13 protein-coding genes are annotated in these 12,539 nt (G+C 37.4%); 6 read left to right on the top strand and 7 right to left on the bottom strand.

Annotated features, from left to right (window positions below; all coding sequences use genetic code 11):
- Positions 1–172: 172 nt before the first annotated feature.
- On the top strand, positions 173–793 hold the full coding sequence (locus ABF638_RS06495; RefSeq protein WP_435021249.1) for a pentapeptide repeat-containing protein: 621 nt from the start codon (positions 173–175) through the stop codon (positions 791–793).
- Between the two features lie 235 nt (positions 794–1,028).
- On the opposite strand, the gene ABF638_RS06500 is transcribed toward ABF638_RS06495, so the two are convergent.
- The 3 genes from ABF638_RS06500 to ABF638_RS06510 are packed head-to-tail and all read right to left on the bottom strand — an operon-like array spanning position 1,029 to position 4,358.
- A complete protein-coding gene (locus ABF638_RS06500; RefSeq protein WP_435021251.1) occupies positions 1,029–3,299 on the bottom strand; it encodes a Piwi domain-containing protein in 2,271 nt (756 codons plus the stop codon).
- The gene (locus ABF638_RS06505) at positions 3,296–4,117 is read right to left on the bottom strand and encodes a PD-(D/E)XK nuclease family protein (protein WP_435021253.1); all 822 of its coding nucleotides are present in this window, start codon (positions 4,115–4,117) and stop codon (positions 3,296–3,298) included. The genes ABF638_RS06500 and ABF638_RS06505 overlap by 4 nt, the downstream gene beginning before the upstream one ends.
- 37 nt (positions 4,118–4,154) lie before the next feature.
- A complete protein-coding gene (locus tag ABF638_RS06510) occupies positions 4,155–4,358 on the bottom strand; it encodes a hypothetical protein (protein ID WP_420759954.1) in 204 nt (67 codons plus the stop codon).
- A 355-nt stretch (positions 4,359–4,713) separates the two neighbouring features.
- Here ABF638_RS06510 and ABF638_RS06515 point away from each other — a divergent pair, with 355 nt between their 5' ends.
- The 3 genes from ABF638_RS06515 to ABF638_RS06525 all read left to right on the top strand — a co-directional run bounded on the left by ABF638_RS06515 (position 4,714) and on the right by ABF638_RS06525 (position 7,211).
- The gene (locus ABF638_RS06515; RefSeq protein WP_435021255.1) at positions 4,714–5,799 is read left to right on the top strand and encodes a helix-turn-helix domain-containing protein; all 1,086 of its coding nucleotides are present in this window, start codon (positions 4,714–4,716) and stop codon (positions 5,797–5,799) included.
- A 23-nt stretch (positions 5,800–5,822) separates the two neighbouring features.
- Positions 5,823–6,518 carry an ImmA/IrrE family metallo-endopeptidase gene (locus tag ABF638_RS06520; protein WP_435021257.1) on the top strand — a complete coding sequence of 232 codons (696 nt, stop codon included), beginning with the start codon at positions 5,823–5,825 and terminating at the stop codon, positions 6,516–6,518.
- Positions 6,519–6,623: 105 nt separating this feature from the next.
- A complete protein-coding gene (locus tag ABF638_RS06525) occupies positions 6,624–7,211 on the top strand; it encodes a Uma2 family endonuclease (RefSeq protein WP_435021259.1) in 588 nt (195 codons plus the stop codon).
- 2 nt (positions 7,212–7,213) lie between these two features.
- Here the strand turns inward: ABF638_RS06525 and ABF638_RS06530 are convergent, their stop codons facing one another.
- The 3 genes from ABF638_RS06530 to purS form a co-directional block, all read right to left on the bottom strand.
- Positions 7,214–9,148 carry a hypothetical protein gene (locus ABF638_RS06530; RefSeq protein WP_435021261.1) on the bottom strand — a complete coding sequence of 645 codons (1,935 nt, stop codon included), beginning with the start codon at positions 9,146–9,148 and terminating at the stop codon, positions 7,214–7,216.
- A 260-nt stretch (positions 9,149–9,408) separates the two neighbouring features.
- A complete protein-coding gene (gene purQ, locus ABF638_RS06535; protein ID WP_435021263.1) occupies positions 9,409–10,086 on the bottom strand; it encodes a phosphoribosylformylglycinamidine synthase subunit PurQ in 678 nt (225 codons plus the stop codon).
- A 114-nt stretch (positions 10,087–10,200) separates the two neighbouring features.
- Positions 10,201–10,479, bottom strand: coding sequence for a phosphoribosylformylglycinamidine synthase subunit PurS (purS, locus tag ABF638_RS06540; RefSeq protein ID WP_069068178.1), 279 nt, complete (start codon positions 10,477–10,479; stop codon positions 10,201–10,203).
- A 144-nt stretch (positions 10,480–10,623) separates the two neighbouring features.
- Between purS and ABF638_RS06545 the strand changes: the two genes are divergently transcribed.
- Together ABF638_RS06545 and ABF638_RS06550 are read left to right on the top strand one after the other, a co-directional pair.
- On the top strand, positions 10,624–11,028 hold the full coding sequence (locus ABF638_RS06545) for a Fur family transcriptional regulator (protein WP_069068179.1): 405 nt from the start codon (positions 10,624–10,626) through the stop codon (positions 11,026–11,028).
- Positions 11,029–11,184: 156 nt separating this feature from the next.
- Positions 11,185–11,466: a type II toxin-antitoxin system Phd/YefM family antitoxin gene (locus tag ABF638_RS06550; RefSeq protein WP_435021266.1), complete on the top strand. Its 282-nt coding sequence runs from the start codon at positions 11,185–11,187 to the stop codon at positions 11,464–11,466.
- Positions 11,467–11,562: 96 nt separating this feature from the next.
- Here the strand turns inward: ABF638_RS06550 and ABF638_RS06555 are convergent, their stop codons facing one another.
- Positions 11,563–12,156, bottom strand: coding sequence for a Uma2 family endonuclease (locus tag ABF638_RS06555; protein ID WP_435021268.1), 594 nt, complete (start codon positions 12,154–12,156; stop codon positions 11,563–11,565).
- Positions 12,157–12,539: the final 383 nt, after the last annotated feature.

Below are 12,539 nucleotides of genomic sequence, written 5' to 3' on the forward strand. Positions count from 1 at the left end.
ATCCCCGACTTCTTAAAGAAGTCGGGGATCTGACCACCGCTAACCACTCATAACTTTCTTTAGCATATTCGTCCTGCGATCGTTGTTGAAGAAGAATACAGAATTCACAATTCAGAATCAATTGGATACTGTAATTTTCCGGTGAGAAATGGAGATTTGGGAGGCGGGCTGTATGGATGCTGATGAACTTCTCAAACGCTATTGTGCAGGAGAGAGAAATTTCACTCAAGTAAGCTTGCACTTAGTTAACCTCAGTGAGGTGTGTTTAGCTGGAATCAATTTGGATCGAGCTAACTTGGCTAACGCAACTTTATCGCACACCAACCTGCGCGGAGCAAACCTGATCGAAGCAAATTTGACTGCGGCGGCTCTCTGGAGAACCGATTTCAGTGGAGCAAATCTGATTTTGGCAAACCTCAAGGCTGCTAACTTGATACGGGCAACTCTCAGTCGGGTAGATTTGCATAAGGGAAGCCTTGTAAAAGCAGACCTGCGTTTAGCAGATTTGCATGATGCGGATCTCAGTGGTGCAAACTTAGCTGGAGCAGACTTGCGTTATACCAACCTCAGTGGGGCAAACTTGGCTGGGGCAAATCTCAGTGGTGCAAACCTAACTGGGGCAAATTTGAGCAATACAGACCTGAGTCATAGCAGTCTTGCCAAAGCTATTTTGTACAAAACTGATCTAAGAAACGTTGATTTCACAGAAGTAGACCTGACCGAAGTCGATTTGCACCACTGCTTATTTAACGGAGTTACCCTAACTGAAGGAAGCTTAGTCGAAGTGGGTTGAGCATCGCTGTTGTCTCATTAAAAATCCAAAATTTTAAAATCAGTCTTTTTCAAGGCAGTTTCAAATCTCTCTACTAATGAATGTCTCGAATTCTTTATTGCAAGATTTGTGCCAAGTTTTACCACATCTACAACCTCAAATCTATTTCAAGTCTTCGCTGGTGTCAGCTAAGATTGGCGATGATCGTATTTTTAGTATGAGAATAGCGATCGCCAAATACCTGTAATATTTAGTTCTAGAGCCAAAACTGGCGATCGCCTTCCACTGTACCTGGAGCAATTCCTTGTAACCGCCGATAAGCTATTTTGTCAGAACCGTATAATGGGACGGGTAAGCGAGGTTCTTTCAACGCCCCGTGATGTAGCAATGTCAGTTTAAGTGTAGCTTCTATTAAACTTTCAATTGATACTTGCTGTTCATGTTCAGGATCGGGAATAACCTTTAAACGCAGAGGATAAGGTAAACCCATTTTCTCAGACTTAACTTCAGTAGTGACTAAAATTACTTCATAGGGGGATAATCGAAGAGCTAACCCTTTAGTTGGTGCTGTCACTACAGACTGCTGAAATTTATATAGTCGTGGAATCTGAGATTTTACACACTCTACCAAAATAAACTTTGAACCAATAACTTTTGCTCTTTCTCTTAAATTCTTTATTTCATCACCACAAAAACGTCCATCACGGTAAATTAGTACAGTTTTTTGTCTTAATTCAGCAGATGGTAAAAACCTCTCTAGCGTTCGTTTATCAATTGTTTCACCCTCTGTTAAAGCATCTTCTAGTCGGAAACGAATAAACTCCCCTCGCTTATCATATAGACGCACACTCGCACAGACATTTATACTTCCAAATCCTTTCTTTTTAGAAATTCGGGAAACATCAAATCCGATAAAATAATCAGCAATTTCTAAAGGTTCAGCTAAAATAAAGGGTAAGTTTCCTAATTTTGCGAGAATTCCTGGAATTACCTGATGAAGGATATTACCATAATTACTAGTATTTTTTAATGTATCTTCATAAATTACTTGACTAGCAATTTCACGCCGGAGTAAGCGTGAAGAAATAAATGAATAAAAGCTACCATCATCACTATTATCAGCATGGCGATCGCTCTGAGGGAGAAATGTCAAAACAATGTCAGTAGGAATCACCATTAATTCATTAATAGCTTGCTCAACTTTTTCTCTATCATCAGAGATGCTTGAACTACTTACTGATACACCAACTCGATGAACAATTATGGTTTCAAACCCATAGTACTTGAGACGTTTCTGAACTTCCCTGATAAAAGGATCTACCTTCAAATCACAAAGCTTCAAAGCTGTAATGCGAATCGGTGTTGCTTTATCTTCATATTGAGCTTGACGACGATAAACACCTCCTTGTGATAGTCCTTTAAGGACATCTCCTCTCCTACTTATAAAATTTTGACCATATTTATCTTTTCCAAATAGAAGTTGAGTATCTTCAAGCTTAAATTTTAGTGGCAGGAATAATTCAGAGCAATTACCGCTCTTTCTGCTATTAATACAGGTTTCCGATAACACAAATCCATAAATACTTAAAGCTAGTGCAGCTTCTTTTTTGTATGAAGCCAAACTATTTTGCCGCTCTTGATAAGGAATCTTAGCTTCTTTGAGTAAATCCCCATAGTTTACATCAAATTGTTTGGCAGTATCCTCTGTGATACAGGGAATAAGAGCGGCCATTGCATAAGGATACCGTTTTTTATTCTTACCAAATTGCACAAGTACAACAGGTTGATCTCTCGGTGCTTCACGAATAGCGATTTCACTGGTTGATGCAGGCTTATAGTTGAGTAATTCTTCTTCACGCTCACCAATAGTTCCTTCAATATCTACAATAGTAGCTGAACTGTTTTTTTCAATATCTCGAACATTTAAACCAATTAATAAATCTTTTGGATTTTGTCTATAAGGATGATTTTCGTAAAAATCAGATAATTTCCCTTTGAATACAAAAGAACTGCGAATGGTTATAGCAATAGCTGGGTGTGAAATGTTTTTAATTTCAATTGCTTCCGCCCAAAATTTGGCTTCTCGTCTAACTTCAATTTTGTTAAATGGAATACTAAAATATGAAAATGTCCGTCTAATTTTTAATATTCTTATAGCTAGTTCAGAAAGGATATCAGCAGATATCTGTGGTTGGCTTACCCATTGAATTGAATAATAGCGATCGCCAATATCTTTTTTCAATTCCTCTTGAATTTCTGTTAAAGCTTTTCGCCATTCATCTAAACTTGGCATTGCTTGATCAGGTTTAGCTAAAACCCAGAAATTACCATCTGCAAAGATGGCCATAATATCAGGAAATTTCTGACTAAACCGCCAACCTAAGCGATTTCCTATTTCAGTATCTATTCTGGGAGTCAGTCGAAAGCAGATTAAGTTAGGTTGAGGAATATTTAGTAAAAATATCTCTGCCAAAAATATTGGGGATATATTAGTTTTTAAGGGGGATTGAAGCACACCAGCAGTCATGTAGAAACCTCTGATATAGTAAATTCACAAATTGAGTTAAACGAACAGTAGCGACAACTTACACCCGGATTTTGGGGAAATATTTGACTGAAATCAGCAGAATTTTTACGGTAGCGTCTCAATTCCTCTTGATGTCGTTGAGCTATTAAAGCGAGTTCTATCTGAAAAGCCTTAAGAGTGTTAGGTGTTGCGCTGATAGGTTCTGACCAGTTACCATTTTCTAAGTTATAAAAAGACGCTACTGCTTTTTGCTGGGGGTATCGGTAACTAGCAGCTAGTAAATAAATATACCCTTGTCGCCGATCAAAATCAGAGTGGCCAGTTTTGAAATCTAAAATGTGCAAAGTATCATCTTCTTCGGCAAAAATGCAGTCAATCGCAGCAAAGAAGTTAAAAGATTGATTACCCTGCTTAATCAGAATTGGTTCTGGAAAACCCTCATCACCTCGGCTAAGTTGAATAATTTTCTTCTCAGCAAGAATTGGATTTTGCTGGTAGTTTGTCAGTATTTGAAGTACTCGCTGCTGAACCAAATCTGACTCTTTCCGCAATTCCAGAATCTCTATCATTTGTTCTACAGCGTCTTCTTGATGTAACATCGGGGAGTTTTCATGAAACTCATAAACTCCCTTTTGTGCTAGTAGTCCAATTCGCACAGGAGTGCTATCACTTGCCAAGATTGCTGCAACCGCAGGTTCTCGCGATCGCGCTTTTGTAAAACCTCGTTTCATGTCACAGTGTAAGTGTTCTTTCCCTATGGGTGGAGAGTACTGCAACCATAAGTTGTAACTGGCAAATGGTAGCCAATTTTGGCTCATTGATGTCAAACCCCAGAATTTAGCAGAGAAAAAAGTTTTACTTGGTTAGGATTTCGTAGATTGCTGTATATACACCAACCTCGGTTGCCATTTCCAAGGTATGTAAGCCTTCTAGCATCTGTTCGGCAGCCTTTATGAGTTGTGGATTGCGGCTTGATTTTTGAATTTCTTCAAGCAGAACTGGTAGAGGTCTACCAATAGAAAAACTCAGTTGTTCAGGGTTCAACGATTGTTTATTCATGCTTTTGCTCTTGTGTAACGAAATATAACTCAATGAACATCAGTACAACCGCCTGAATTGCCATACAATTTCAACAAGGCAAGATATAAGTTGTTCAGTATTGAACCATATTATGCAACCTGAACAATTATTGTCAACTATTTAATTCATTCAAAATAAATGTTGAATTTTATTTTCAACACTGGTATTATCTATCTATGAGTGATTCAAAGGCTAAAAATTTTGGGTAACTTATAGCCCAGCAACTCCTGAAAAGCTTTGTCAAATAAGGCTTTTAGCCTACTATCACTCAAACCGATAGAAGGCTTATTATTATTTATGCTTCAGGAAATGCGTTAGGCAGTTGAATGTAATTATGGATAAACAAGAGAGTCAGAGTTTTGGCAGGTGTATTTGGCAAGCTCGTAGAAAAAAGGGATTGAGTCAGCGTGAGCTAGCCGTAAAAGTAGGGGTGGATTACACCTATTTGTCCAAACTAGAAAACGACCACGTTGAACCAAGCGAGAAGGTGATCCGCTCGTTAGCAGAACATCTCAGTTTGAATGCAGAGGAGCTGATCTACCTAGCTGGACGTATGACTCAACGTGACTCGGATGCTTTTGAAGAATTGGTTAAGGCGAACTACAAAGAAATGCCTGCTTTATTTCGTCGAATGAGAGAAAGCCCGGGTATTGATTCTTTAGTTAACGCAAGAGATGAGCAAATTGCAAGACTACAAAAAGAAAATGCTGAACTCAGAGATAAGGTAGCAAAGCTTCAAAATCGCTTCTATTCTAAATATGAGATTGAAAACATAGCGAATGATCTTCTAAGTCGTATACAAATTTCATCTCAATATGCCCCGAAATTATCTATCGATACTACTAGGGTATGTGACTTTTTAAATTTGAGTATTTGTCATGCACAAATATCTCCTGATGAGCGGGGATTGATCATAGCTATGATTTTACCTTTAGAACGTACAATTTTGATAAATAATGATATTCCAGAAGTTCTAGGAGCTTTTACAGAATCAACAATTGCTCACGAAATAGGACATTGGTTACTTCATGTTAACAAGAATGAAAATGAAGCTTTATGGGAACAAACAGATATAAATAATGACATTAAAGAAACTAATAATCCATTCTTCTGTCGTAGTGCTAGTGAGCCACTTGATAAATATATTGCTAGTAGTCAGCTTGATAAGATTGAATGGCAAGCCCAGTATTTTGCAAGCTGTCTGTTAATGCCTCGCCATATATTGCAAAAAATAAGCAAAGGGCGTGATCTAACTAATTGGAAACATCTTTATATAATTAAAGATGAGCTTGGTGTAACAATATCTAATCTCATAAATAGGCTGCAAGATATTGGATGGATTTATATTCCTAAAGGTTCTAAGCAAATATTCCCTGGAAGTATGGAATCAGAATCTCAACGAATAAAGTATTGGTTATGAGTCAAGAATGTGAGGAGTAAAAAATGAACATCTTCAAAAAATATCAATTTTATAGCAAAGAACAAATTGAGTTGAAAGCTAATGAAGTTTTAAGAATTATGGAGGTTGAGAATTTTCCTCCAAAGTGGCCTTTTGAGGCTAGTCGTGCTGCTGATGCTTTGGGAATAATGATTGACAGGCAAAGCATACCTCCTGATACTCAAGGGTCAATAGTGGCTAAAATTCTCCCATTGGAGAGAAAGATTGTACTCAATGAATTAATTCCTAATCTAAATGGAGGATTTGAACAATCGACAATAGCTCATGAAATTGGACACTGGATACTCCATGTCAATCAAGATGAAGCTGACGGGTTTACAGAACAGTTAGAATTAAATCTAGGACTAGAAGATGTCACGAGATATTTTTTATGCCGCACTGTAGACGATAAAATTAGCCAGATAAATATGAATAGCCAGTTAGGAAATATTGAATGGCAAGCTCAGTTTTTTGCTAGTTGTCTGTTAATGCCTATACACATTCTAGAGGCTACACGAAAAGGACGTGATTTAACTAACTGGAAACATCTTTATGCAATGAAAGACCAACTTGGTGTCACAATTTCTAATTTGATAAATCGCCTAGAAGACCTCGACTGGATTAACATTCCTAAGGGATCTAAGCAAATCTATCTGGGTAAAGCTGCACCGAATGGGCAGACAAATTTATTTAATAGGTAAAGTGTGATCGCACTCCATTATCTCCTGCCAGCGATGTCTACGACGGGCTACGCCTACGCACCCCACACAGCACTAAACTAGAAAGTAAGATGCTCAAAATAGCCTATGAACGCTACGACAACCACTTTCCCTTCTACACTCAAGTTGAAAATTGACTTGACTGATGAGCAATTTTTCCAAATGTGTCAGAAAAACCGCGATTATCGATTTGAGCGTACAGCATCAGGGGAAATATTAATTATGCCACCTACAGGTAGTGATACTGGCAACCGTAATTTTGATATGGTTGTTGAATTAGGAATCTGGAATAAACAGACTAAATTAGGCAAAGGTTTTGACTCTTCAACAGGTTTCACCCTACCTAATGGTGCAGAACGTTCTCCTGATGCTTCTTGGGTGAAAATTGAGCGGTGGAATGCTTTAACCCCAGAACAACAAGAAAAATTTGCCCCGATTTGTCCTGATTTTGTAGTAGAGTTGCGTTCTCGCACTGATTCTTTGAAAGAATTGCAAGAGAAAATGCAAGAATATATCGAAAATGGCGCTCAATTAGGCTGGTTAATTGATCGGAAAAACAAGCGAGTAGAAATTTATCGTTCAGGTAAAGATGTAGAGATATTAGACAATCCTGTTAGTTTATCAGGAGAGAATGTACTACCTGGTTTTGTGTTAAATTTACAGCAGATTATGTAGCTTTATCGGTTAGGATACACATAGCGCATTTCAAAGCGACTTTGTTCCCAAAGTGGTAACAGAGCTTCTTTTGCAGCATTTAATTGAGCTTGTGAAAAAGAGATTTTCCCATTTTCTATAATCCAAATAAATGTCCGAGTTATTAAATCTGCATTGAAACTGTTCTCGTATTCACTATTATTTATTCTTGCTACTTGTTCATCTAAGCAATCTATAGCATATTTAAAAGTCAAGTTTTTCCAGTCTTTGAAATTGCTAGAATTTTCTTTTTGCGTATTTTTCCACTCAACTTTACGCAAGTTTCCTATAATATAGTCTATGCCTGTTATGGAAGAATCCGTATTACGCACCAAATTTGTATAGGCTTGGTAATATGGTTTCAAGAGCGAAGCAGCAATATTTTCCACATATATATGTAGCCAAGATTGTATGTCGCGAAGATAAGGTGCTAAATTTATGATATTATCAATTTCTTGAATCAGCATACGATCGCTTGTGTAATTTGTTATTTTTGCTAGCAATTCAGCTTCAGATAGTTGAGATTTATCTGAGTAATAATTAATAACTTTTGGAATATATTTCTCTAATAACCACTGTTTGGTATATCTAGCTGTCCAGGTTCCCCGTACCCCTATATCTTGCTGCCATAAAGTTAATTTACCTGTTTCAATAGATTGAAAATTAAGATTATTTAGCTCGTAGATTATATTAATTTGATTATTAGACAATAAAGATAAGTCTTTATCTAATTTTGGGAAGATAAATGTATGGTCGCGAATTCCTCGACTCACTCGAATTGATATACCTTCTCTATGGAATAAATGCCATTCTGACTTGCCTTTTGTATAATCAAATTCATTAGCAAACTGCTGCATTAACTTCCATAATTCTTGTCTTATAGAAAAAAGGATAAAACCTCGACTTTCTGAAAACTTTACGAATTCAAAATTCCATGTTTCTAAAGCATTTTCAAATTTTATTATTGAATTTTTATATTCTTGGCAAACTTCATCAACACATAAACACAAGTCTGCTACTTCTAATTTCGACAAAATAACTGTTGTTTGACCTAAAATTACTTTAAAATTATTTTTATCTAATCGTTTCAAAAACCGACGACATTCCCAATCTACCTGGGTGTACAATCCAGTCATTAATTGACCCAAAATCTCTTGATGATTTAAGTTAATTTTTAAACCTCTAAAAAGAATACTGCTGAATTGTATTTCACAATTGCCTTCTGCAAAAGCTTTGGGTAAATTACATGCGATCGCAACTTTTGGTTTCACAACAACTAAGCGATAGCCTTCTCGCATTATGCAAGGCTCAAAATCACATTTTTCTAAAACATCGTGTAAATCTGGATGGCATCTGATAAACTTTTCTATTAAGTTATGTTTAGTATTTATTAGAAAATCTGCTGTATTTTTCTCAATATTTTTAACCACATCAAAATTTAGTTTGTTATAAAAGCTTGAGGCGATATCATTATTTTTAAGTGTATCTATATTTATATCAAATACTAATTCTTCCCTATAGTAATGTAGACGTTTAAAAACCTTCATTATATATCCATTAGTGACAATAAAAAATAGTGGGTTGCAATCATTACTATAAAATCTAGCTTTTTCAATAGCATTATTTAATTTAGTTTTATCTAGTTCTATTGCTTGAATAAAAATAAGTGATGTATCTGTATTTTGCTCCTTAATATTATCTGTTGTAAAATAAATCTCAGCATTCTCATAATTTCTATCATAGTTTCCTGATTTATTTTTTGCCAAAGGGTATTCACGATGACATTTGTCTGGATAACAGAGATGCTTAAACATTGGAAAAATAAACTTTTCTTTTATATCATCTTCGTTTTGTAAAATATGACGGTCAAAACCTTGTATCCATGTAATGAATTGTTTAATTGACTCTGGAATAATCATCAGATAATCCACCTGCTTGTATAAATTTGCTATGCCTTATTTTGTTCGTGTAACTAGCAATTTATCAAGTCAGTTTGGATAGTATAGTAATTGTAGATACTTTACTAAGTTTTGAAATACCAGATGTAGAAAAGTATTAGTATAAAAATCTAAATTATAAATTTAAGGGACAGGCAAAACGCCCATCCCACAAAATTATCAAAATCATTCTGCAAATATGCAACGCCCTTTGTTTGCTATCAGAGGCGCGAACATCAACTTTAAACCAACGCCGCCACCTTCTCTAGCAAGCCTTGAAACAACCTCAAGCCATCACTTCCCCCTAGCGTTGCGTCTGAGGCCCTTTCTGGGTGCGGCATCATCCCCAACACATTACCCCGACGATCGCAAATCCCGGCAATATTGTTCAGTGAACCGTTGGGATTCTCCCCTTCATAACGAAACAAAACTTGCCCGTTATCTTCAATTTCTGCGAGAGTGGCTTCATCGGCGTAGAATCGCCCCTCTCCGTGGGCAATGGGCAAAGTAATAACTTCACCAGTGCTATAAGCTTGTGTCCATGAGAGATTAGTACGCTCAACTTTCAAAGGGACGCGATCGCAGATAAAATGCAAATCACGATTTCTGGTTAACACCCCTGGCAAAAGTCCGGCTTCAGTTAATACCTGAAAACCATTGCAAATACCGAGGACAAACTTACCCTTTTGGGCGTGTTCAACAACCTGCTGCATCACGGGCGAAAAACGCGCGATCGCACCACAACGCAAATAATCTCCGTAACTAAAGCCACCAGGGATAATCACGACATCCAAATCAGCAATATCTGTCTCTTGATGCCAAACCATGCGAGTGGGTTGTAAAAGCAAATCTCTAGTTACATAAGCAACATCGCGATCGCAATTAGAACCGGGAAAAACAATAACACCGAATTTAGTCATTTGTCATTTGTCATTTGTCATTTGTCAATGGGAGCAGGGATTAGGGGTAGGGGAACAGGGGAAGACGAGGAGCATATAACCAATCCCCAATCCCCCATGCCCCATGCCCAATCTCTAAAAGACCCCAGTTTGAGTTTCCACCTCAATCAAATCAAAGCGGTAATTTTCAATTACAGGATTTGATAACATTTGGTCACAAATGCTATCAAGGTCTTGACGTGCTTTCTTCTCATCACTTGAGGTGATGGTGAGTTCAATGTACTTGCCAATCCGCACCTGGTCAACGTTCTCGTATCCCAGTTGCTTAAGACCGGATTGTACAGCCACACCAGCGGGGTCTAAGACTGAAGGACGAAGGGTCACGAAAATTTTGGCTAGATACTTGGTTTGCACGGGCTTTTTCTGAATGCTGCGATCGCTATACTATAACTTTCTGCTCCAACTGAGTGAAAATAAGATTACGAAGCGGTTAAAGTTAATTGATTAATTAGCCCATCTAACAGCTTCAACTACAGTGGCATATTTAAATAATTGTCTATGAGAGCCATACGCACCCGCAGTCAAGAGCGTATTTTCAATCTACTGAAAACTATCAAAAAAGGCATTTCCGCCCAGGATATTTACGTAGAATTACGCAACACTAATCAGAGCATGGGTTTAGCGACAGTTTACCGTTCCCTAGAAGCCTTAAAACTCGAAGGCATGGTACAAGTGCGGAATTTGGCTAACGGTGAAGCCCTCTACAGCCTAGCGCAGCAAGACAAACACCACCTTACTTGTTTGCAATGCGGTGTCTCAATTCCAATTAATCAATGCCCCGTTCATGACTTAGAAAACCAATTAGAATCCAGTCATAAGTTTAAAGTTTTTTACCACACCCTGGAGTTTTTTGGGTTGTGCAGCCAATGCCAAGTAAACCAAGCTACTGAGATTAGTCAATAGTCATACCGATTTTATGTGAGGTTGCACTTAATTTTCTCACAGACTAGAGCCAGTGACCATCAGAAAAAGCCTGCTTAGGCAGGCTCATGATGTGAATTTTCAGAAATAAATGGTGTATTTTATTTGATCTTCAAACCTAATTACAGGAGTAATGGAGTGTTGAGAATTAGCGTTGAAGAAGCAGCGATGAATTTAAAATCTCTCTTGGAACGAGTAGCTAGGGGAGAAGAAGTAATTTTGCTAGAGAAAGATAAAACTGTAGCTCGTTTAGTTCCTCCGCTACAAAAGGAAGAAGAATTAGCAAGTATGAAGCAATTTCGTGATTCCCTTGCGATTAAGGGTGAGTCATCGAGTGCAACTGTCATAAATGCACGTACAAATAATTCAGAAGTGCATTACAGCGATTCCCAGTTATGTGAGGCACAGATAATATTTTGAAACGCAAAGGGACGCAAAGTAAAGCGCAGAGGTACGCAGAGATTTGTACCTCTGCTGACTAGGAAACGCTATAGCGTCAGCTTACTGTTGTTTTGTTCAAACAAAACTTAACCAACTAAATACGTCTGCGACTGTTAATTGCCAATTTTGAATAACACTCAAAACGGGTAAGATATCTTGCTGTTCTTTTAATTCTGGTAATTTATTGGGTTCAAAAATCATAATGGACTCATCATCAGCATCGAGTAACCAACCTAGCTTTGCTCCATTTTGAATAGAAAATGTAATTTTGCGGATAACTCGGTTGGTTGATTGTACCCTTCGGGAACGCGAAGCGCGAACCGGTGAGAGAATTTCGATTATCCAATCTGGGGGAATCTCAAATTTATTGGCAATACTACCTTTTGCATCCAGTGGAATTCTTTCCCATTCAAACACAGCAATATCTGGTACTATAGAAAGTCCGCTAAACGTGCAGCGTAGTTCAGTAAGGGCATAAGCTAACTTTTTGGGTTTTGCAACTTGATTTATGGCAGAAGCTAATTCAATTTGTAAAGTGCTATGCTTTCCTTGTGGCATAGGTTTTTGGTATATTTGCCCGTTAAAATATTCGCTTGCTGGTTTTGTCTCTGGTAGTTGTAAGAATTTTTCTACACTTAGTGCTGTGGTTGGTTGAATAGATAACGTCATAATTTACAAAGTATCAAAAATTGATTATTTTCTCTTTGGAAGAATGTAACAATTAGTGCATAGGCGTAGCACATCATAGACATCACATTTTTTTCACTAGCTATTGTAAGCTTATCAAATAGGTCAGATTCAATATTAGGCGATCGCATAAAGTTTATAGCGTTGTAGAAGAAAATCGATTAACGTGAATAACTTTTTCTATTAATATTGATTCCGTAGAAATCGGTGTTAGGGATAGTAACTGTGTTTCTAACTATTGGGCTGTCATTGAAAACTATTTAAGATTAACTATATTTTAACGGGGTTTGAAAATTTACTACAAAAGCGCGTAGGCGTAGTCCATCGTAGACATCGCGCTAGCTTACCATCAGGTATCACCTAAA

Origin of the sequence: Nostoc sp. CALU 1950, from assembly GCF_051172895.1 — a bacterium.
Taxonomy (GTDB): Bacteria; Cyanobacteriota; Cyanobacteriia; order Cyanobacteriales; family Nostocaceae; genus Nostoc; species Nostoc edaphicum_A.

Coding starts and splice junctions, on each gene's coding strand:
- ABF638_RS06495 (WP_435021249.1), top strand. CDS start 173: ATGGATGCTGATGAACTTCTCAAACGCTATTGTGCAGGAGAGAGAAAT.
- ABF638_RS06500 (WP_435021251.1), bottom strand. CDS start 3,299: ATGACTGCTGGTGTGCTTCAATCCCCCTTAAAAACTAATATATCCCCA.
- ABF638_RS06505 (WP_435021253.1), bottom strand. CDS start 4,117: ATGAGCCAAAATTGGCTACCATTTGCCAGTTACAACTTATGGTTGCAG.
- ABF638_RS06510 (WP_420759954.1), bottom strand. CDS start 4,358: ATGAATAAACAATCGTTGAACCCTGAACAACTGAGTTTTTCTATTGGT.
- ABF638_RS06515 (WP_435021255.1), top strand. CDS start 4,714: ATGGATAAACAAGAGAGTCAGAGTTTTGGCAGGTGTATTTGGCAAGCT.
- ABF638_RS06520 (WP_435021257.1), top strand. CDS start 5,823: ATGAACATCTTCAAAAAATATCAATTTTATAGCAAAGAACAAATTGAG.
- ABF638_RS06525 (WP_435021259.1), top strand. CDS start 6,624: ATGAACGCTACGACAACCACTTTCCCTTCTACACTCAAGTTGAAAATT.
- ABF638_RS06530 (WP_435021261.1), bottom strand. CDS start 9,148: ATGATTATTCCAGAGTCAATTAAACAATTCATTACATGGATACAAGGT.
- purQ (WP_435021263.1), bottom strand. CDS start 10,086: ATGACTAAATTCGGTGTTATTGTTTTTCCCGGTTCTAATTGCGATCGC.
- ABF638_RS06545 (WP_069068179.1), top strand. CDS start 10,624: ATGAGAGCCATACGCACCCGCAGTCAAGAGCGTATTTTCAATCTACTG.
- ABF638_RS06555 (WP_435021268.1), bottom strand. CDS start 12,156: ATGACGTTATCTATTCAACCAACCACAGCACTAAGTGTAGAAAAATTC.